The organism is Streptomyces sp. NPDC002680 (assembly GCF_042889145.1).
Classification (GTDB): Bacteria; Actinomycetota; Actinomycetes; order Streptomycetales; family Streptomycetaceae; genus Streptomyces; species Streptomyces adonidis.
Map to the genome: position 1 here is coordinate 14,414 of NZ_JBIAQP010000011.1, position 19,266 is coordinate 33,679.

The following is a 19,266-nucleotide window of genomic DNA, read 5'->3' on the forward strand; positions in this document are numbered from 1 at the left end:
CGCCCCCCCCGGGGCGGGGGGCGCTCACCCCCGGGGGGGGGTCGAACAAAGTGGGTTTGGGGCCCCCCCGCCCGCGTACTGCTACAACGCCGAAGGCGGGCCATCCTGATCGGATGACCCGCCTTCAACTTCTGTGGAGCTAAGGAGAATTGAACTCCTGACCTCCTGCATGCCATGCAGGCGCTCTACCAACTGAGCTATAGCCCCTCGCACCGCTCCGCCGGGTCTCCCCGGCGGCGACGCCAACATTACCGGTCCCCCCGGTGCAGGACCAAATCGTTTCCGGGGTCAGGCCGTGACGAACGAGTAGAACCGCTTGAGGGTGCAGTGCTCCTCCAGGAGCCGGCCGTAGATCGGCTCGCCCTCCAGCTCACGGTAGGTCTCGATCGGGTCGCCTTTTATGATCAGCGCCCGCGCGCATTCCTCGCACCAGTACTGGTAGTCGTGGTTCACCGGCTCCATGTCACGGACGATCGGCGTACCACTGCCGCACCAGTCGCATTTCCTCCTGTGTGCACCCATCGATCAGCTCCAGCTGTGGCCGCAGGCCGTGCACACGTAGGAAATCCCACCGTTGTCACCGAGCACCTGGGCGACGTGGCCGGAACCGCAGGAAGGGCAGCTGAGACGGGTTCTCCTGCCCCGTATGACTGCCGCTTCAGAGAGGTGACCGACCTCCCTGAGGATGCTCGCAGGCATCGCAACTCCCTCCCGTCGGGCCGCGCCCCCTTCCGGCCGTTTGATTCTGCCACGGCCGGACCAATACGGTCAGCGACGCCTTCGTACCAGTCCGGACACGGCACCCGCCGCAGCCGTCGCGGCCAGCGCGAACGCGCACTTAAGAAGAGCCTCCGCAGAGGTATACGCCTCCGGGCCCCAAGTGACTCAAGCCGGGGCGAACGAAAAATCCCGCCCCCGGGAGGGGGCGGGACCTTGATCAACCAGCCATCTACTGTGGAGCTAAGGAGAATTGAACTCCTGACCTCCTGCATGCCATGCAGGCGCTCTACCAACTGAGCTATAGCCCCGCTGCTCTTCCCGGCCTGGCGGGGCGAACAAGAAGAACTTTAGCCTGCGACCAGCCGGAAAGTGAAATCCGGGTCCGGGCCCCTGACGGGGTGCGGGAAGGACGCTCAGTCGTCGTCGCCGAGCACCGGCTCCGGCAGTGTGCCGGCGTTGTGCTCCAGCAACCGCCAGCCGCGGGCACCCTCGCCGAGGACGGACCAGCAGCAGTTGGAGAGACCGCCGAGGCTCTCCCAATGGTGGGACTCCAGGCCGAGCAGGCGCCCAATGGTCGTCCGGATGGTGCCGCCGTGGCTGACCACCACCAGGGTGCCCTGCTCGGGCAGTTTCTCGGCGTGCCGCAGCACCACAGGGGCGGCGCGGTCGGCGACCTCGGTCTCCAGTTCGCCGCCGCCTCGACGGACCGGCTCACCGCGCTTCCACGCGGCGTACTCGTCGCCGTGGCGGGAGATGATCTCCTCGTGCGTCAGGCCCTGCCAGACGCCCGCGTAGGTCTCGCGCAGGCCCTCGTCGTGCGTCACCGTGAGGCCGGTGAGTTCGGCGAGTTCGCCCGCGGTGTTCGCAGCGCGCTGAAGGTCCGAGGCGACTATCGCGTCGGGCTTCAGGGAGGCGAGCAGCCGGGCGGCGCGGCGGGCCTGGCCGATGCCGGTCTCGGTGAGCGGCACGTCCGTGGTGCCCTGGAAGCGCCGCTCCACGTTCCACGACGTCTGGCCGTGGCGCCACAGGATGAGACGGCGGCCAGGGCCGGGCTTGCGGCGGGTCCCGATGGGCGCGGGGGCGGTCACCGCAGCCCTCCGAAGTCGGCGGTGTCCTCCTCGGCCTGCAGCTTGGCGTGCTCGGCGGCCTTACCCCGGGTGGCCTTGGCGTCGGCGGGCAGCTCCAGTTCGGGGCAGTCCTTCCAGAGGCGCTCCAGGGCGTAGAAGACACGCTCCTCGCTGTGCTGGACGTGGACGACGATGTCGACGTAGTCCAGGAGCACCCAGCGGGCCTCGCGGTCGCCCTCGCGGCGGACCGGCTTGGTGCCGAGTTCCTTGCTGAGCCGCTCCTCGATCTCGTCGACGATCGACTTGACCTGGCGGTCGTTGGGTGCGGAGGCCAGCAGGAAGGCGTCCGTGATCGACAGCACGTCGCTGACGTCGTAGGCGATGATGTCGTGCGCGAGCTTGTCGGCCGCCGCCTGCGCGGCGGCGGTGATCAGCTCGATGGAACGGTCAGTGGCGGTCACTACAAGGCTTTCGGTCGGCGGTCGGGGAAACCCGTACGGGTACTGCTACGGATACCCAAGGGTCTCACGGACCGCCGACACCACCCCACGTCATTACGGGATCACGACGCGGGCTCGTAGTCCTGGCCGAGGATCACGGCGACGTCCGCGTTCGAGGTGACCGTGCCCTTCTTCACCGAGCTGGTGGGCAGGCCGAGCGTCTTGGCGGCCTCGGTGGCGTTCTCCTTGTCGGCGGCGTCGGAGTAGGTGACCTGGGAGGTGGCTCGGGCGGTGTCGGCCGTACCGGCCTCCAGGAAGGTGAAGCCGCCGTTGAGGAGGACGACTCGGGCCTTCTCGGTGTCGTCCTTGTCGCCGGTGGCGTTCTGGACGGAGACGCGGACCGCGGCGTCCTTGTCGGGGCTCTTGGCGGTGCCGCCGAGCACCGTCTTCACGATGGCGGAGCTGGCCTGCGCGCTGAGCGTGCCGTCGCCCTGGACGGGCAGCAGCGAGGTCTTGTAGTCGCCGCCCTTGGCGAGATCGGCGAGCCGCGCGAGGAAGCTGCCGAGGTCCTTGTCGGTGAGCGAGGGGTCGAGGATCTGGGCCAGCGTCTGCACGGTGACCGTCGCGGCCTGGGCGTCGGAGGACAGCTTGCGCAGCACGCCCTGCATGACCTGCCCGAACCGCTCCAGCTGGGCGTCCTGGGTCTCGCCGGAGGCGAGGTAGGTGGCGTAGGCGACGGCCATCTTGCCGCTGAGGGTCTGGTCCTCGCCCTTCTTCACCAGGGGCGCCGTGCCCTTCTTGGTGGCGTCCGGGTCGGGCACGTCCGCATTGGTGTCGATGTCGATGTTGCCGACCAGTTCGACGAGGTTCTGCAGGTAGGGGGTGTCGAGCCGCCAGGTGCCCTCGATGTCGGTGCCGAGGACGGTGTCGAGCGCGTCGCGGGTCCCCGAGGAGCCGTCGTCGTCGACGGACTTGGCGAGCGTGGTGGTGGAGCCGTCGTCGTCGGTCAGTGCGAGGGAGTTGGGCAGCAGGACGGTGGTGCCCTGCTTGGTGGTGGCGTTGTCGACGAGCAGCACCGTGGAGGTGCCGCCCTTCTTGGTGTTGTGCAGATGGACGACCACGACGTCCCGCTTCTGGGCGGCGGCGCTGGTCGCACTTCCGGCCTTCGTGTCCGAGGAGGACGCGCCGGGCAGCTTCCCCGCGTACCAGAGGTAGCCGACCCCGCCCACCGCCACCAGGGCGAGGACGACGACCAGGGCGACGGCACGGCCCCGCGCGCGGCGCTTGGCCTCCTCGCGGCGCTCGGTGCGGTTCTCGGTGAAGTTCAGCCAGTCGATGACGTCCTCGGAGTCACCGTCGGGCTGTTCGACGAAGGCGAACTGCTGGGTGCTGTAGTCGCGTTCGCCCGCGGCCTCCTGCGCCTTCGGAGCGTCGTCCTCGGCGGGCGGTCCGCCCTGCTGCGGTACGAAGGCGGTCTGTTCGGCCTGCGCGGTCCGTGCCGTCGGGGCGGCGGGCGCGGTCTGCTCGGCGACCCGGGGCTGCTGCCCGCTGCTCGCCGGCTGCCCGTAGGGGTCGTACCCGGTGTTCGGGTTGCCGGTGCCGTAGGGGTCGTACGAGGGCGCGGCCTGCTGCTGTCCGGTCGCGTACGGGTCGTAGCCGTACCCCTCGTACCCCTGTGCCGGGGGTCCTTGGGGGGCCTGCTGCCCGTACGGGTCGTACGACTGCTGCCCCGGCTGTGACGGTTGCTGGTACCCCTGCTGCGGCACCGCCTGGTACACAGGCCGGCCGTAGTCGTCGTAGCCGACGATCTCGTACTGCTGTTCGCCGTCGTACCCCGAGTCGTATCGGTCGTTCACCGGTGCCCCTCTCGGCTCACTCGCCGCGGTACAGCTCGCGCTTGTCGATGTAGCGCACCACACCGTCCGGCACCAGATACCAGACCGGGTCGCCCTTGGCGACCCTCGCACGGCAGTCTGTGGACGAGATGGCCAGAGCGGGCACCTCGACCAGCGAGACACCGCCCTCCGGGAGTCCCGGGTCGGTCAGGGTGTGACCGGGCCGGGTGACCCCGATGAAGTGCGCGAGGGAGAACAGTTCCTCGGCGTCGCGCCAGGTGAGGATCTGGCCGAGCGCGTCGGCGCCCGTGATGAAGAACAGGTCCGTGTCGGGGTTGAGCGCGCGCAGGTCGCGCAGGGTGTCCGTGGTGTACGTCGGGCCACCGCGGTCGATGTCGATGCGGCTGACCGAGAACTGGGGGTTCTCGGCGGTCGCGATGACCGTCATCAGATAGCGGTCCTCGGCCGGCGACACACTGCGGTCGGTCTTCTGCCACGGCTGTCCGGTCGGTACGAACATCACCTCGTCGAGGTGGAACTGCGCGGCGACCTCGCTGGCCGCCACGAGGTGCCCGTGGTGGATCGGGTCGAATGTGCCGCCCATGACGCCGATGCGGCGCTTGCCCGGGTTCGACCGGCCGGTAGGCATGTCCTGCTCTCCCATGGGTGCAGACCCTACCGGCCCTGCCTGAACGGACCGGACTCAGCGGTCACGGTTGAAGCGGGTGGTGATCCACAGCAGGAGCATCAGGATGAAGAAGGCGCCGCCACCGGTGAGGTAGGGGCTGAGGCTCTCGTGGTTGCCGCCGTGCTCCTCGCCCTCGGCGGCAAGGGTGACCAACTGGGCTGCGGTGCTGTGGAGGCTCATCTTCGGCAGGACCTATCCGGTGAGGGCGGGATAAAGATGTCGGCTCATGGTAAGCGTGCCCGTCCACGGGGATCACGCCGACTCCGCCCAAGGATCCGGCGGGGGAACCTCCGGCCCGTCTCAGTCGTCCTTCTGCTTGTACCCCCGCAGCAGGAACCACGCGGTCAGGATGCAGCCGAAGAACATCACGATCAGCACGACCCGGAGCAGATCGCCGGATCCCTGTCTCTCGGCGGCTTTCGCGGCCTCGGTGATCCAGTCGGTTGCGGGGGTGTGGTCCATCGGATCCATCGGATCGCTCCTTACGGTGTGCTGCCCCGCCACGGTATCTCCGCCTAGGCTGGGCCCCGCTTCGGGGGGGCACATAAGGGCAATCAGACGCGTGGGGGAACACATGTCCGACGACAGCCACGAGAGCAACGGGCACGGGCCGGACGGCCACGAGAACGTGCCCAGCAGGCAGCGCACCCGCTTCCCGGGGATCTCCTCACGGGCGTACGAGCACCCAGCCGACCGCTCCGCCCTGGTCGCCCTGCGCAAGCTCAGCGGGTTCGACACCGTCTTCAAGGCGCTCAGCGGACTGCTCCCCGAGCGCAGTCTGCGGCTGCTGTTCCTGTCCGACTCCGTGCGGGTCTCGGACCAGCAGTTCGCCCACCTCAACGTCATGCTGCGGGACGCCTGCGAGATCCTGGACCTGGAGAAGGTCCCGCCGATGTACGTCAACCAGGACCCCCAGCCCAACGCGATGTGCATCGGCCTGGACGAGCCGATCATCGTCGTCACCACCGGCCTGGTCGAGCTGCTCGACGAGGAGGAGATGCGGGCCGTCGTCGGTCACGAGGTCGGCCACGCCCTCTCCGGCCACTCCGTCTACCGGACGATACTGCTCTTCCTGACCAACCTGGCCCTCCGCGTCGCCTGGATCCCGCTCGGCAACATCGCGATCATGGCGATCGTCACCGCCCTGCGCGAGTGGTTCCGCAAGTCGGAGCTGTCCGCCGACCGCGCGGGACTGCTCGTCGGCCAGGACCTCAAGGCCTCGATGCGCGGCCTGATGAAGATCGCCGGCGGCAACCACCTGCACGAGATGAACGTGGACGCGTTCCTCGCCCAGGCCGAGGAGTACGAGGCGGGCGGCGACCTGCGCGACTCCGTGCTGAAGATCCTGAACGTCCTGCCCCGCACCCACCCCTTCACCACCGTGCGCGCCGCCGAGCTGAAGAAGTGGGCCGAGTCCCGCGACTTCCAGCGGATCATGGACGGCCACTACCCACGCCGCACCGAGGACAAGGACACCTCGGTCTCCGGCTCCTTCCGCGAATCGGCGTCGAGCTACGCGACCAACGTCAAGAACTCCAAGGACCCCCTGATGAAGCTGGTCGCAGACATCGCGGGCGGAGCAGGCGACCTCGGCGGCCGCGTACGAAGGGGCTTCGGCGGCTCCACAAACTCAACGCCGCCGCAAGACACATCTCCGGACGACTGATCCCACCCAGGGGCGCGGGGAACTGCGCGACAAGCCCCCACCGGGCCGCACCCGACGAACCACCCACACACACCCTCACACCTTCGGCTGCGCCCCCGCCGCCAGCGACCCGCACAGCGCCGTCGCCCCACCCGTGGCGAACGGATCCGTACCGGCGGGACCACCCGCCTTCGCGGTCTGGCCGGCCAGCAGCGGCCTCAGGTAACCGACGGAGTCCTCCGCGCAGGACAGGGGCCCGGCCTGGACGTACGAGACGACCAGCCGGGCCTGATGCATCCGCAGATCGTCCCGGTCGAAGCTGAAGTGCAGCTCGCGCCGGACGGTGAACAGCGACGCCTTCGCCTTGCCGTCCGCGCCGGTAGGCCGCAGCGCGTACACGAAGGTGTGGTCGGCGACGACCTCCAGGGTCGCCGAGTCGGCCTCGGCGGCCCGCAGGGTGCCCCGCACGCGGATCTTGTCGTCGGCGAGCTGGGCGCGGGAGGGATCGAAGCGGACCAGCCATCCGGTGGGCGCGTGTCTGCCGTCGGCGGCCGGGCTGTCGAAGCTCTGGTCGAACTGGTCGAGCTGGTCGGGATCGAGCATCACCCGCACGGCACGGACCTCGCCGCCGGTGAGCACCTCGGGATAGAGCGAGGACTCGACTATGTAGTCCTTGGCGGTGGTCAGGGCGCTGACGACCTGGCTGTCCGAGAAGTGCGGGGTGCTCCGGGTCGCGGGGAGCGCGATGCCCTCGGCGCCTATGCCGAACTGGGCCGCCGGACTGCGCGCGAACAGTTGTTCGGGATCGACCGCGCCGGGCACGGCACCCTGCGGTGCGAGCGGGATGACGGTCATCCGCAGCGGCTCGGGAGACAGCTCGGCGACCGGGCTCTCGTACGGGTTGCGTATGCCCATGTAGATGGCGGTGCCGAAGGCGACGGCGATCAGCACGACGAGGATCAACGCCTGCCGGGACAGCCCCCGGTGCAGGGGCTGACGGCGGCGTACGGCGGGGGCGTGGTCGTCCAGGCGCTCCTGCGCGGAGAACTCCTGGAGGCGGGCAGCACGGACGAACGACTCGTCGAAGACGACGGATCGGTACTCGTCCTCGCCGCCACCAGGGGTGGCCTCGGGTGTCCCCTCAGGTGGGTCTCCTGGTCCGCCCATACCTTCAGAGTAGGTCGCGGGAAGCCCCGATAAACGCCCTCCCGCATGACAAGTTCTGACAGGTTCTCACCAGGAAGAAACAGGGCGCGGACAGGTTTGGGTCAAGGAGTGCGCGGGATCGCCGAGACAGCCGGCTGGGAGTAGTCGGCGGAGGCCGAGGGAGTCGTCGCGCTGCCCTGCTCAAGGCCGGTGGAGGCGGGCGGCGGCACCTGTTCCTGGCGGCCGGACGACGCGCCCCGGTAGACCGCCGTGAAGGCCAGCGCGACCATGCCGACCCCCATCACGAGGGCGAGCATCCAGGCGACGGGACGATGCCAGCGGGAGACCTGCTTGCCGTGGGTGCCCGGAGCGCCGTAGCGGCCCTCCAGGACCTCGGCGTCGTCCAGGTCGTCGAGATCCGGATCGTGGCCGAAATAGGCGGGGTCGTCCGGACCGAAGCCGTCCTCGTAGCGCTCGTCGTCCCCTCGTGGGCCTCTGGTGTGCGCCCGGCGGGCCTCGGCCTCGGAGGCCTCCGCTCTCGCCTGCGCGGCGGCCAGGAGGCGCTCGACGGCGGTCGGCTCGTGCACCACGGCCGCCTGTACGAAGGCCTCGTCAAAGACCACGGAGGCGAACTCTTCGTCCGACACCCCGCGGTCGTGGTCGTCGTCGGGCTCCCAGCCGTCAGGGAAAAACGGCGTGCCCCCCACGTCCTCCGGCACGGATCCAGAGTAGACCGGGGGTGTCATTTTGGGCAGACGGTCGGGAAATTCAGCTACTGGATGAGACGCGTTTCATGCGCCGCCCGGCGCGCGGAGTCGCGATCACTCAGGCCTGCCTCGGGGTGTTCGCGCCGGTCACACCTGCCGACCTGCCTTTCTGCTGGGGGTCCGGGGGTTATCCCCCGGAAAGATGCAGCATTTGCGGCCGACCGCCCCGGGGCACTGCGATCCGCCGGGGCCCCGCGCCGGTCGTGCGCCGGGCGCCCGGCCCACGGACTCGTGATCACGCCCCTCAGCGGCGGATATGCCCGTCGCCCGTGACGATGTACTTGGTGCTGGTCAGCTCCGGCAGGCCCATCGGGCCGCGTGCGTGCAGTTTCTGCGTCGAGATGCCGATCTCGGCGCCGAAACCGAACTGGCCGCCGTCGGTGAACCGCGTGGAGGCGTTGACGGCGACCGTGGTCGAGTCGACCAGCTGGGTGAAGCGGCGGGCGGCCTGCTGCGAGGTTGTCACGATCGCCTCCGTGTGCCCGGAGGTCCACAGCCGGATGTGCTCGACGGCCTTGTCGAGGGAGTCGACCACGGCGGCGGCGATGTCGTAGGACAGGTACTCGGTGTCCCAGTCCTCCAGCGTGGCCTCGACGACGGTCGCCTCGGAGTCCTTCGCGTACGCCAGCACCCGCGGGTCGGCGTGCACGGTCACCCCGGCCTCGGCGAGGGCGTCCAGGGCGCGCGGCAGGAACTCGGCGGCGATGTCCTGGTGGACCAGGAGGGTCTCGGCGGCGTTGCAGACGCTGGGCCGCTGGGCCTTGGAGTTGATCAGGATGTCGACGGCCATGTCGAGGTCGGCCTGGGCGTCGACGTAGACGTGGCAGTTGCCGACGCCGGTCTCGATCACGGGGACCGTGGACTCGGTGACGACGGTCTGGATGAGGGAGGCGCCCCCGCGCGGGATCAGGACGTCGACCAGGCCACGCGCGCGCATCAGCTCCCGTACGGAGTCACGGCCCTCGCCGGGCACGAGCTGGACGGCGTCGGCGGGCAGCCCGGCCCCTCCGACGGCGTCGCGCAGCACCCGTACGAGCGCGGTGTTCGACTCGAAGGCGGAGGACGAGCCGCGCAGCAGGACCGCGTTGCCGGACTTCAGGCAGAGGGCGGCGGCGTCGACCGTCACGTTCGGGCGGGCCTCGTAGATGATGCCGACGACGCCCAGCGGGACGCGGACCTGGCGCAGGTCGATCCCGTTGGGCAGGGTCGAGCCGCGCACGACCTCGCCGACCGGGTCGGGCAGCGCCACCACGTCCCGTACGTCGGAGGCGATCGCGCGCACCCGCTCCGGGGTGAGCGTCAGCCGGTCGATGACGGTCTCGCTGGTGCCGGCCTCGCGCGCGCGGGCGATGTCCTTGGCATTGGCCTCGACGATTTCGCTCGTACGGACCTCCAGCGCGTCCGCGATGGCGAGCAGCGCGTCGTCCTTCTCGGCCCTCGGGAGGGGGGCGAGGTCGGCGGCGGCTGCCTTGGCGCGGTAGGCGGCCCGGGTGACCGGGGACATCGAGTCGTACGGCGAAAGCGTGGTCATGGGGGAAGCGTAGTGCGCCGGGCGGAAGCGTCCACCGGCTATCCCAAACCCCGAGACAAGCCGCTCAGACCCCGCAAAAGGGGTGCCCCTGTAAAGGCCGGAAGGTCAGAAGGGGTGGACGCCGACCGGGGTCGCCGGGAGGGGGCCGTAGCCCTCGGCGATGCGGTGGTGGTAGGTCTCGCGGTCGATGACCTCCAGGCCGACGATCTCCCAGGGCGGCAGCTGCGCGGTCTGGCGGTGCTCGCCCCACAGCCGCAGGGCGACGGCCGCGGCGTCGTGCAGATCGCGGGCCTCCTCCCAGTAGCGGATCTCCGCGTGGTCGTTGGCGTAGCGGCTGGTCAGCAGAAAGGGGTGGTCGTGGGCGAGCTGTTCCAGGCCTCGTCTGACCTCCTTGAGGGGGGCCTCGGCGCCGGAGACGCTGAGCGTGACATGCCACAGCCGGGGCACGTCCTTCGGCTCCTCGTAGGCCTCCTCGTAGCGGGCGCCGGCCACGACGCTGGTCAGGGCGCGCTCCTCGCCCACCTTGCGGGAGGCGGTTCCACCGCGGGACGCCGCCGCCCCAGGGCGCACTCGTCTCACGACGGCCTCCTTTACCCGATGGTCGTGCGGAATCTCCCTGAAACAGAGAGAAGCAGGTACGCACGCTTCATGGGGCGCTTTTGCGGAACGTCCACCTCACGGCGGGCGGATTTGCGGGGCGTTCCCCCTGTTTTCGGCCTTTGCGGGACGGGAGTAAAGAGAGGTTTTGCAGAGTCCGGGGATTCCCGTGAGGAGCCCCTACGGGTTCAGGACGACGAGGTCGTCCCGGTGCACGACCTCGCGCTCGTACGCGGGGCCCAGTTCGCGGGCCAGTTCGCGGGTCGAGCGGCCGATCAGCTGGGGGATCTCCTTGGCGTCGAAGTTGACGAGCCCGCGTGCGACCGCGTGGCCCGCGCTGTCGCGCAGTTCGACCGGGTCGCCCGCGACGAACTCGCCCTCGACGGCGGCGATACCGGCCGGCAGCAGCGACTTGCGGCCCTGGACGACCGCGCGCACGGCGCCGTCGTCGAGGGTGAGCGAGCCCTGCGGGGTGGAGGCGTGCTGGAGCCAGAGGAGGCGGTCGGCGGAGCGCCTGCCGGTGGGGTGGAAGTAGGTGCCGGTGTCCCGGCCCGCGAGGGCGTCGGCGGCGTGCACCGCACTTGTCAGGACCACCGGGATCCCGGCGGCGGCGGCGATCCGGGCGGCCTCGACCTTGGTGACCATGCCGCCGGTGCCGACACCGGTCTTGCCCGCACTGCCGATGTCGACATGGGCGAGGTCGGCGGGCTCGTGCACCTCGGCGATCCGGGACGTACCGGGCTTGCTGGGGTCGCCGTCGTACACACCGTCGATGTCGGACAGCAGGACGAGCAGGTCGGCGCGCACGAGGTGGGCGACGAGGGCGGCGAGGCGGTCGTTGTCGCCGAAGCGGATCTCGTCCGTGGCGACCGTGTCGTTCTCGTTGACGACCGGGAGGGCGCCCATCGCGAGCAGCTTGTCGAGGGTGCGGGAGGCGTTGCGGTGGTGGGCGCGGCGGCTGGTGTCGTCGGAGGTGAGGAGCACCTGGCCGACGCGGATGCCGTGACGGGCGCAGGAGGCGGCATAGCGGGCGACGAGGAGCCCCTGACCGACGCTGGCGGCGGCCTGCTGGCGGGCCAGGTCCTTGGGGCGGCGGCGCAGGCCGAGCGGGGCGAGGCCTGCGGCGATGGCACCGGAGGAGACGAGAACGATCTCCTTCTCGCCGCCGCTGCGGCTCTTGGCGAGGACGTCGACGAGCGCGTCGACCCGGTCGGCGTCGAGACCGCCGGCCGCCGTGGTCAGCGACGAGGAACCCACTTTGACGACGATCCTGTGGGCCTCTGCGACGGCCTGCCTTGCCCCTGCCACCTGCGGTCTGTCCCCTCGGGTCGTCCGGTTGCGCTGGGGGCAATTTACGCGAACACCCCCTGGGGGTGTGCGTCGGTCCAGTGGGCGGACGGGAGATCTCAAAGGGGCCCGCCCCGGATCCGCCGACCACGGATGTCAGGTCCGGGCCGTCGCCGCCTGCCGCTTCTGGCCCGCGTTCCGGGTCTCGGCCTTCACCGCGAGGTCGGCCGTCGCGGTGTTGAACTGCTCGATGGACGGCGGCTCGTCGGGCCCGAGCAGATACCGCTTCAGCTCCGCGCGCTCCCCGGCCAGCGGATCGGCCGCCGGGTCGCGTACGGCGTCCAGCAACTGCCCCAGTTCCTCGGCGCTGTTGGTGAGGATCACGGCGGCGCGGACGGCGGTGTTCTGCCGTTTGAACTCCTCCGCGCCCAGCTCCGCCGAGTCCGTCACGGCGTACGGCTTGCCGCTAGCGATGAAGTCGGAGACCACGCTGGAGATGTCGGAGACCATCCCGTCGGACACGTTGAAGCAGTCGTACAGCCGGGGCTCGGCGCCCGTGATGACCCGGTGCTCCCCCACGCCGAACGAACGCCAGTACGCGTCGTTCCACTCGGTGCGCAGCTTCGCGGTCTCCTCGTGCCGCTCCAGGTCGACGACGCCGTCCCGCGTCGCCTCCGCCTCGTCGCCCTTCTCGCCGCCGGGCCCGGCCAGTTCGGCGAGCCGCGCCTCGATCCGCGCGAGGTCGGCCTTGGCCCGCGTCTGCTCGTCGGCGTCGCCCAGGAAGCGCGGGTCGGATGCGCGTTCGACCGCGGCGGCCTCGACCAGGGCGGTGATCCGCTCGTGGGCGGCCTTGGCCTCCTCGCTGCGGGTGCCGGTGAAGGGGTGCGGCTTGTACAGCACCCGGACGGGCGGCTCGGCCGACACCAGTGCGCGCACGATGTTCTCGCCGGCGAGCAGGAGGGAGGTGTTGCCGGGGTCGTCGTCCCAGCCCTCCCAGGTCGGGGCGTAGAGAATCGTGGGCACCCCTCCGGCCGGGCCCCGAACGCCGCTCTCGATGGGCGCCAGTTGGGGCCGTCCCACCTCGACGATGTCCTCGTCCCGGACACCCACGTCGGCGATGGCGTACCGGTCCCGCCCGGCCCGTCCGGCGACCCACACCTCGTCGTAGGCCTTGCTGAACGGGTTCACGCTGGCGATCTTGTCGCTGTCGCCGTGCCCGATGAAGACGTGCTTCATGGTCGGTACGCGCAGCAGGTGGATGTTCTTGCCGACGTTCGCCGCGTAGAGCGCGACCCGGACCGTGCGCAGGTCCAGGTTCATCAGGTGGATGCCGCCGGGCACACAGATGACGGGCACGGTCGTGGGCGCGAGGTTCTGCAGTATGACGCGTTCCCGCAGGACGATCAGCGGCCGGGTCTCCAGCTGCTCCATCGTCTCCAGCCACATGTTGACCTGGTACGCCGAGTCCTTGGACCCGGAGAAGTACAGCAGCGTCTGCGGCCGGTACTCGCGCAGCCAGGCGTCCGTCGCGGCCAGCACGGTCTCCGCGTCCGGCGGGATCCGGCGGCCCCGGACGAAGGGCGCGAGGGCGACCACGTACAGCAGGGCCAGTCCCAGGGTGATGCCGACGCCGGTCATGCCGTACGCCGTCGAACCGGTCTCGACGGTGATCAGGATGCCGATGACCGCGGCGAGGTCGAGGTGGAGCATCTTCTCGGTGGAGCGTTCCAGCAGGAAGCGCGGCGGGGCGTCCGGGATGGGGATGCGCGAGGCCAGATCGACGTTGCGGGTGGCGACGGGCATCCGGCGGCGGTTGCGGATCAGCGTGGTCAGGGCGCCGTGCGGGGCCTGGAAGCCGTAGAAGGCGATGAAGCAGGCGATCGCCGCGTAGAAGATCATGCTCCGGGAGAGGTCCGCGCGCGCCAGCAGCAGCAGCACCAGCAGTTCCCGCACCAGGAACCGGATGGAGACGCCCGCCCGCACCTTGCCGAGGCGGTTGATCAGATAGCTGCCCCGGTGATGCAGGTAGTGGTCCGCCAGGTAGGTCACTGCGGCGGCGACGGCGAAGGCGGGCACGCTCGGGACGAGCGCGGCCACCATGAGACAGGGGTAGCCCAGCATCATGAGGACCGCCGCGGCCAGCTCGGCCGGGCTGCCCACCCGGGCGACGCGAATAGCAGTGGAAATCAAGGAGAACCTGTATCTGGGAAAGTGCCGGGACACCCGGGAAAGAAGCTGTGAATTTTCCGGGAGCCTGTAGGGAATTTATCTGGGGCTTATTACGGATCCTGTCCGGGACTGCTGCCGAAATTCACTGCCGGTCCTCACCGGCAGTCTCCTCCGTCGGCTTCATGCTAGGCCGTCGTCCTGACGGTCGAGAACGCTGGCGAGCGCCTGTTCGAAGCCGGAGGCCCGGCCGGCCGGGGCCGTCGGGTCCTGCTGGCGGACGTCGATGACATGCCCGGTCAGCTCGGACAGCAGCACGTCCAGCGACGTACGGGCCACCTCCTCGGAGGAGAGCAATGAACCTGCGGGCTCCTCACCGAAGGCCTTCGTACGCATCGGGGTGGCCGTGCGCTCCGGGTTGATGCAGTTGACGCGGACGCCGTCGCCGGCCCATTCGTCCGACAGGGCCTGGGTGAGGTTCACCATCGCGGCCTTGGTGGAGGAGTAGAGGCTGTACTCGGCCCGGCCGCGCGTGTAGCTGCTGGAGGTGTAGAGCAGTAGCTGACCCTTGGTCTCGGCGAGGTACTTGTAGGCCGACCGGGCGATCTGCACGGGGGCCAGGTAGTTGACCTTCAGCGCTTCCTCGATGGTCGCGTTGTCGGTCTCGGCGAGTTTGCCGATGCGCAGTACGCCGGCCGTGTTGACGACGTGGTCGATGCGCCCGGTCTCCGAATACGCCTTGGACAGCGCGTCGTCGACCTCCTCCGGGTTCTCGACGTGCGTCCCGGTGGTCGACCGCCCGAGGGCGTACACCGTGGCGCCGTACCCCTCGGCCAGCTCGGCGATGTCCTTGCCGATGCCGTAGGACCCGCCGAAGACGACGAGCGTCTTGCCGGTGAGCAGTTCGCGGTACGCCTCCTCGCTCATCTGCTGGGGCGTGGCGGTGGAGGCGAGCTGGAAGAGCTTGTCGGCGATGAAGACGTCGACGGGCTGGGTGACCTTCATGTTGTACTCGTCGCCCGCGACGACATGGATCGGCACGTCCGGCAGGTACTTGAGTACGACCGAACAGTCGTCCGTGGCCTGGAAGTTCGGGTCGCCCGCCGCGACCTCGTACGCCCGCCGGATGGTCGACAGCTTGAACGCCTGGGGCGTCTGACCGCGCCGAAGCCGCGACCGGTCCGGGATCTCGGTGATGAACTCACCGTCCTCACCATGCGTACGGGTGACGATGATCGTGTCGGCGGAGGGAATGGCGACGTCGACGGCCTGGTACCGCTCCAGGGCGATCACACAGTCGTCGATGACCCGCTGGGACAGCAGGGGCCGTACGGCGTCGTGGAAGAGAACGTTACGGTCCTCGCCCTCGGCGAGCCCCTCCCCCAACGCGCCGATGGCCCGCTCGGTGGTGTCGTTACGGGTGGCGCCGCCCTCGATGATCCGGGTGACCTTCCTGAATCCGGCCTTGGCGACGATCTTCTCGATGTCCGCCACATAGCCGGGCGCCATCAGCACGATGACGTCGTCGATCGAATCCGCCTGCTCGAACGTGTTCAGGGTGTGCTCGATGACCGCCTTCCCGGCGATCTTCAGCAACTGCTTCGGAATCGACAGGCCGACCCGCTGACCGGTGCCGCCCGCGAGGACGACGGCGGTGGTGCGGGGTTTGGCATTGCGCTGGGACACGGGCGACCTACCTCGGGGCAACAGAGAACCCTGAAATCGTCCCACCTGCGGTAACCGCAGTGCAAGGTGAGCGCCTCCCGGCGCATATGCGCGCGCAACCCGCCATTCACCGGAAATTGTTTTAAGTGATTCTGCTTACGGTCGGCCGCGTGCCCTTTCGCCGGTCAGACCGGTTCAGACCTGCCGCACCCCCGGCTTCCCGGACTCCACACGGAGCTTGGCGAGGGTCCGGGAGGCGGAGGTGGGCTTGGTCACGGTGTCCGCGATCCGCACCTGCGCATCGATGCCGCCCCGCCGGATGTCGAAAAGATGGTATCCACGATGGTTGTCGATGACCTTCCAGTGCGGATTGTCACCCATGCGCGGGTCCCAGTCCTTGTGGAAGGCGACGGGATCCTGGTCCCCACCACTCGATATGGACGTACCGACGAACTCGGCACCGACAACGGCCGAGCCGGGGTCGGCGAAGTCCCGCTTGAGGTCGCTGATCATGGTGAGATGCCGGTCACCGGAGAGAACAACAGGATTGCGAACACTCGCGAACTCGGCGAGCAGGGCGTTGCGTTCGACCTGGTAGCCGTCCCAGGCGTCGTAGTACCAGAGCTTGCCGTCACCGATCTTGAGGTCGGTCTCGGCCATCATGATCTGCGAGGCGATGAGATTCCATCGCGCCTGTGAGGTGTGCAACCCATTCAGCAGCCACTGCTTCTGCGCGGCACCGAGCATGGTCATCGCCGGGTCGAGGGCACCGGCCTGGCTGGTGGCCTGGTCGCTGCGGAACTGCCGGGTGTCGAGCACGTTGAGCCGCACGAGCCGCCCGAAGTCGAACCGCCGGTGCATACGGATGTGCGGGCCGTTGGGCACGGAGGTGGCGCGTACGGGCATGTGCTCGTAGTAGGCCTGGTAGGCGGCGGTGAGCCGCGCAGCGAAGGCCTCGGGGGACTGCTTGTCGGGGTCCTGAGGAACATCCCCGGCGAAGTCGTTGTCGACCTCGTGGTCGTCGAAGGTGACGACGAAGGGCGCGGCGGCGTGCATCGCCTTGAGGTGCGGATCGCTGTGGTACTGGGCGTACCGGTTGCGGTACTGGACGAGGCTGAACGGCTCACCGGTGCCTTCATGCTGGCGTACGCCGGTGATCGCGGACGTGGACTCGTAGATGTAGTCGCCGACGAAGACGACGAGGTCCGGGTCCTGGGCGCGCATGTCCGCGTACGGGGTGAAGTAGCCGTGCTGCCAGTTCTGGCAGGAGGCGAGCGCGATGCGCAGATGGCTGCCGGAGACGAGCGGCCGGGGAGCGGTACGGGTACGCCCCACCGGCGAGAGCTGCCCGCTGGTCCGGAACCGGTACCAGTAGTGCCGGTCGGGACTCAGCCCGCGTACATCAGCGTGAACGCTGTGCCCGTACTCGGGCCGGGCCCAGGCGTATCCACGCTTGACCTTGCGCCGGAACCGCGAGTCCTCGGAGATCTGCCACTCGACGACAACGGCCCGATCGGGCATGCCCCCACCGTTGAGCGGATCAGGAGCAAGCCGGGTCCAAAGCACGACACCATCGGACAACGGATCCCCTGAGGCAACCCCAAGACTGAACACCCCGTCGGGCAACGGGGTTTGCGCGGCCCGCGCGGTCCCCGCAAGCAGCAACTGCCCGGACGCGGCGGCGCCGACAGCAGCGGCCCCGGCAGTCAGAAACCGGCGTCTGCCGGGCGAAACGACCCCACTCATCGTCGAACTCCCTTGCCTGGGCGGCTTCTCGGACCTACGGAAGCTCCCACGACAGCCCGACCGACCCGCTGAACAACGGGATGCGAGTACATGACAAATGCAAGTACACGGACGAACAGGAGACCCCTGAGGAATGAACCAGGGGAAGATCATAGGAAACGGTGCGGGCAGTCCCGTCGGCAGGGTGGGCACCATCCAGCCCGGCCGGGGCCTTTCAGCCCGTCCGGCGTTTGAGGACGAGCGCGTTCAGCGCGACTCTCCCACCCACCCGCCCGCACCCCCACCCAGCCCGTCCGGCGTTTGAGGACGAGGCCGTTCAGGCCGAAGGGGGGTCTGGGGGCGCAGCCCCCAGAAGGATGGGACGGGTAGGGGCGGCGGGGGCGAGAAACACCCCACGCCCACCCCCACACCCCCTAGAACGGCTCGAAGTCGTCGAACTCCCGCTGCACATCGTCCCGCTCAGCCTGCCGATCCCGCCGCCGCTGCGCAGCAGGCCGAGGCACCTCAAGCCGATGATCCTCACCACGCCGCCCAAGCATCTCGGCACCGGCCATGACCGTCGGCTCCCAGTCGAAGACAACCGCGTTGTCCTCGGGCCCGATGGCAACCCCGTCCCCCGCCCGGGCCCCCGCCTTCATCAGCTTCTCCTCGACACCCAACCGGTTGAGCCGGTCGGCGAGATACCCGACCGCCTCGTCGTTGTTGAAGTCGGTCTGCCGCACCCAGCGCTCGGGCTTCTCGCCCCGCACCCGGAACAGCCCGTCCTCCTCCTGGACAACGGTGAAGCCCGCGTCGTCGACGGCCTTGGGCCGGATGACGATCCGGGTCGCCTCCTCCTGGGGCTTCGCGGCCCGCGCCTGCCCGACCATCTCGGCGAGCGCGAACGACAGCTCCTTCAGCCCGATATGGGCGACGGCGGACACCTCGTACACCTGGTACCCACGAGCCTCCAGCTCGGGCCGCACCATCTCGGCGAGGTCCAGCCCGTCGGGCACGTCGACCTTGTTCAGGACGACGATCCGCGGCCGGTTCGACAGCCCCCCGTACTGCTTCAGCTCCTCCTCGATCATGTCGAGGTCGGAGACGGGATCACGCTCGGACTCCAGCGTCGCCGTGTCCAGCACATGCACGAGCACACTGCACCGCTCCACATGCCGCAGGAACTCCAGCCCGAGCCCCTTGCCCTGACTGGCACCGGGAATGAGCCCGGGCACATCGGCGATGGTGTAGACGGTCGCACCCGCAGTCACCACACCCAAGTTGGGCACAAGCGTGGTGAACGGATAATCAGCGATCTTCGGCTTGGCGGCGCTCAGCACCGAGATCAGCGAAGACTTACCGGCACTCGGATACCCCACGAGCGCCACGTCGGCGACCGTCTTCAGCTCCAGGACGATGTCCTGCAACCCCCCGGGCACCCCGAGCAGCGCGAACCCGGGCGCCTTGCGCCGCGCGGACGACAGCGCGGCGTTGCCTAGCCCACCACGCCCGCCCTCAGCCGCGACATAAGAGGTCCCGTGCCCGACCAGGTCGGCCAGCACGTTGCCGGCCTTGTCGAGCACGACCGTCCCGTCCGGCACCGGCAGAACCAGGTCCTGCCCGTCCTTGCCGGACCGGTTGCCGCCCTCGCCGGGCTTGCCGCTGGTGGCCTTGCGGTGCGGGGAGTGGTGGTAGTCGAGCAGCGTGGTCACGGACTGGTCGACGGTGAGGATCACGTCACCGCCGTGTCCGCCGTTGCCGCCGTCGGGCCCGCCCAGCGGCTTGAACTTCTCACGGTGGACGGAGGCACAGCCGTGACCTCCGCTACCCGCGGCGACATGCAGCTCGACGCGGTCCACGAAGGTGGTCATGGGATGTGCCTCCAGTTACGTACGAAAATCTTCAGGCAGAAAGCTCTGCCAGAAACCTCTGCTCAGGTGAAACACGCGAAAGGCGGACCCGCTTCCCGGGAGGGAAGTGAGGTCCG

At 69.3% G+C, this 19,266-nt stretch carries 17 protein-coding genes and 2 tRNA genes; 1 reads left to right on the forward strand and 18 read right to left on the reverse strand.

From position 1 onward, the window contains the following. Positions 1 to 134 precede the first annotated feature (134 nt). The 9 genes from ACFYXF_RS27635 to ACFYXF_RS27675 all read right to left on the reverse strand — a co-directional run bounded on the left by ACFYXF_RS27635 (position 135) and on the right by ACFYXF_RS27675 (position 5,221). Positions 135 to 207, reverse strand: a tRNA-Ala gene (locus ACFYXF_RS27635). An 81-nt stretch (positions 208 to 288) separates the two neighbouring features. Continuing rightward, positions 289 to 522 carry a hypothetical protein gene (locus ACFYXF_RS27640; protein ID WP_044472114.1) on the reverse strand — a complete coding sequence of 78 codons (234 nt, stop codon included), beginning with the start codon at positions 520 to 522 and terminating at the stop codon, positions 289 to 291. 433 nt (positions 523 to 955) lie between these two features. Continuing rightward, positions 956 to 1,028, reverse strand: a tRNA-Ala gene (locus ACFYXF_RS27645). A gap of 105 nt (positions 1,029 to 1,133) precedes the next feature. After that, positions 1,134 to 1,808: a histidine phosphatase family protein gene (locus ACFYXF_RS27650; RefSeq protein ID WP_389353367.1), complete on the reverse strand. Its 675-nt coding sequence runs from the start codon at positions 1,806 to 1,808 to the stop codon at positions 1,134 to 1,136. Continuing rightward, complete coding sequence (gene rsfS, locus ACFYXF_RS27655; protein WP_369035937.1) at positions 1,805 to 2,248, reverse strand: ribosome silencing factor; 444 nt, start codon at positions 2,246 to 2,248, stop codon at positions 1,805 to 1,807. The genes ACFYXF_RS27650 and rsfS overlap by 4 nt, the downstream gene beginning before the upstream one ends. A gap of 101 nt (positions 2,249 to 2,349) precedes the next feature. Further along, the gene (locus ACFYXF_RS27660; protein ID WP_389353369.1) at positions 2,350 to 4,083 is read right to left on the reverse strand and encodes a LytR C-terminal domain-containing protein; all 1,734 of its coding nucleotides are present in this window, start codon (positions 4,081 to 4,083) and stop codon (positions 2,350 to 2,352) included. A gap of 16 nt (positions 4,084 to 4,099) precedes the next feature. Beyond that, positions 4,100 to 4,726, reverse strand: coding sequence for a nicotinate-nucleotide adenylyltransferase (gene nadD / locus ACFYXF_RS27665; protein WP_235479158.1), 627 nt, complete (start codon positions 4,724 to 4,726; stop codon positions 4,100 to 4,102). Between the two features lie 39 nt (positions 4,727 to 4,765). Further along, positions 4,766 to 4,930, reverse strand: coding sequence for a hypothetical protein (locus ACFYXF_RS27670; RefSeq protein WP_389353372.1), 165 nt, complete (start codon positions 4,928 to 4,930; stop codon positions 4,766 to 4,768). A 120-nt stretch (positions 4,931 to 5,050) separates the two neighbouring features. Then, entirely contained in the window at positions 5,051 to 5,221 is a 171-nt protein-coding gene (locus ACFYXF_RS27675; RefSeq protein WP_389353943.1) for a hypothetical protein, read from the reverse strand. A gap of 103 nt (positions 5,222 to 5,324) precedes the next feature. Between ACFYXF_RS27675 and ACFYXF_RS27680 the strand changes: the two genes are divergently transcribed. Continuing rightward, a complete protein-coding gene (locus ACFYXF_RS27680; protein ID WP_389353374.1) occupies positions 5,325 to 6,416 on the forward strand; it encodes a M48 family metallopeptidase in 1,092 nt (363 codons plus the stop codon). A gap of 75 nt (positions 6,417 to 6,491) precedes the next feature. Here the strand turns inward: ACFYXF_RS27680 and ACFYXF_RS27685 are convergent, their stop codons facing one another. From ACFYXF_RS27685 to obgE, 9 genes are all read right to left on the reverse strand, one after another. Continuing rightward, the gene (locus tag ACFYXF_RS27685; protein WP_389353376.1) at positions 6,492 to 7,562 is read right to left on the reverse strand and encodes a hypothetical protein; all 1,071 of its coding nucleotides are present in this window, start codon (positions 7,560 to 7,562) and stop codon (positions 6,492 to 6,494) included. Positions 7,563 to 7,663: 101 nt separating this feature from the next. Beyond that, the gene (locus ACFYXF_RS27690; RefSeq protein WP_389353378.1) at positions 7,664 to 8,287 is read right to left on the reverse strand and encodes a hypothetical protein; all 624 of its coding nucleotides are present in this window, start codon (positions 8,285 to 8,287) and stop codon (positions 7,664 to 7,666) included. Between the two features lie 265 nt (positions 8,288 to 8,552). Then, positions 8,553 to 9,839 (reverse strand): glutamate-5-semialdehyde dehydrogenase, encoded by a 1,287-nt coding sequence (locus ACFYXF_RS27695; protein ID WP_389353380.1) that lies wholly within the window; start codon positions 9,837 to 9,839, stop codon positions 8,553 to 8,555. A 105-nt stretch (positions 9,840 to 9,944) separates the two neighbouring features. Further along, complete coding sequence (locus tag ACFYXF_RS27700; protein WP_105974476.1) at positions 9,945 to 10,409, reverse strand: hypothetical protein; 465 nt, start codon at positions 10,407 to 10,409, stop codon at positions 9,945 to 9,947. A 207-nt stretch (positions 10,410 to 10,616) separates the two neighbouring features. Beyond that, positions 10,617 to 11,744 (reverse strand): glutamate 5-kinase, encoded by a 1,128-nt coding sequence (proB, locus tag ACFYXF_RS27705; RefSeq protein ID WP_389353382.1) that lies wholly within the window; start codon positions 11,742 to 11,744, stop codon positions 10,617 to 10,619. 135 nt (positions 11,745 to 11,879) lie between these two features. After that, complete coding sequence (locus ACFYXF_RS27710) at positions 11,880 to 13,913, reverse strand: hypothetical protein (RefSeq protein WP_389353384.1); 2,034 nt, start codon at positions 13,911 to 13,913, stop codon at positions 11,880 to 11,882. Positions 13,914 to 14,072: 159 nt separating this feature from the next. Further along, positions 14,073 to 15,575 carry an SDR family NAD(P)-dependent oxidoreductase gene (locus ACFYXF_RS27715; RefSeq protein WP_389353386.1) on the reverse strand — a complete coding sequence of 501 codons (1,503 nt, stop codon included), beginning with the start codon at positions 15,573 to 15,575 and terminating at the stop codon, positions 14,073 to 14,075. A 174-nt stretch (positions 15,576 to 15,749) separates the two neighbouring features. Beyond that, positions 15,750 to 17,300 (reverse strand): alkaline phosphatase D family protein, encoded by a 1,551-nt coding sequence (locus ACFYXF_RS27720; RefSeq protein ID WP_389353388.1) that lies wholly within the window; start codon positions 17,298 to 17,300, stop codon positions 15,750 to 15,752. A gap of 413 nt (positions 17,301 to 17,713) precedes the next feature. Next, on the reverse strand, positions 17,714 to 19,150 hold the full coding sequence (gene obgE / locus ACFYXF_RS27725) for a GTPase ObgE (RefSeq protein WP_389353390.1): 1,437 nt from the start codon (positions 19,148 to 19,150) through the stop codon (positions 17,714 to 17,716). Between the last annotated feature and the right edge of the window lie 116 nt (positions 19,151 to 19,266).

What these genes read in the sequence shown, in the direction of transcription:
- obgE (WP_389353390.1), bottom strand. Translation starts at nt 19,150, where the DNA reads ATGACCACCTTCGTGGACCGCGTCGAGCTGCATGTCGCCGCGGGTAGC.
- ACFYXF_RS27720 (WP_389353388.1), bottom strand. Translation starts at nt 17,300, where the DNA reads ATGAGTGGGGTCGTTTCGCCCGGCAGACGCCGGTTTCTGACTGCCGGG.
- ACFYXF_RS27690 (WP_389353378.1), bottom strand. Translation starts at nt 8,287, where the DNA reads ATGACACCCCCGGTCTACTCTGGATCCGTGCCGGAGGACGTGGGGGGC.
- ACFYXF_RS27640 (WP_044472114.1), bottom strand. Translation starts at nt 522, where the DNA reads ATGGGTGCACACAGGAGGAAATGCGACTGGTGCGGCAGTGGTACGCCG.
- ACFYXF_RS27670 (WP_389353372.1), bottom strand. Translation starts at nt 4,930, where the DNA reads ATGAGCCTCCACAGCACCGCAGCCCAGTTGGTCACCCTTGCCGCCGAG.
- nadD (WP_235479158.1), bottom strand. Translation starts at nt 4,726, where the DNA reads ATGGGAGAGCAGGACATGCCTACCGGCCGGTCGAACCCGGGCAAGCGC.
- ACFYXF_RS27680 (WP_389353374.1), top strand. Translation starts at nt 5,325, where the DNA reads ATGTCCGACGACAGCCACGAGAGCAACGGGCACGGGCCGGACGGCCAC.
- ACFYXF_RS27685 (WP_389353376.1), bottom strand. Translation starts at nt 7,562, where the DNA reads ATGGGCGGACCAGGAGACCCACCTGAGGGGACACCCGAGGCCACCCCT.
- ACFYXF_RS27695 (WP_389353380.1), bottom strand. Translation starts at nt 9,839, where the DNA reads ATGACCACGCTTTCGCCGTACGACTCGATGTCCCCGGTCACCCGGGCC.
- ACFYXF_RS27675 (WP_389353943.1), bottom strand. Translation starts at nt 5,221, where the DNA reads ATGGATCCGATGGACCACACCCCCGCAACCGACTGGATCACCGAGGCC.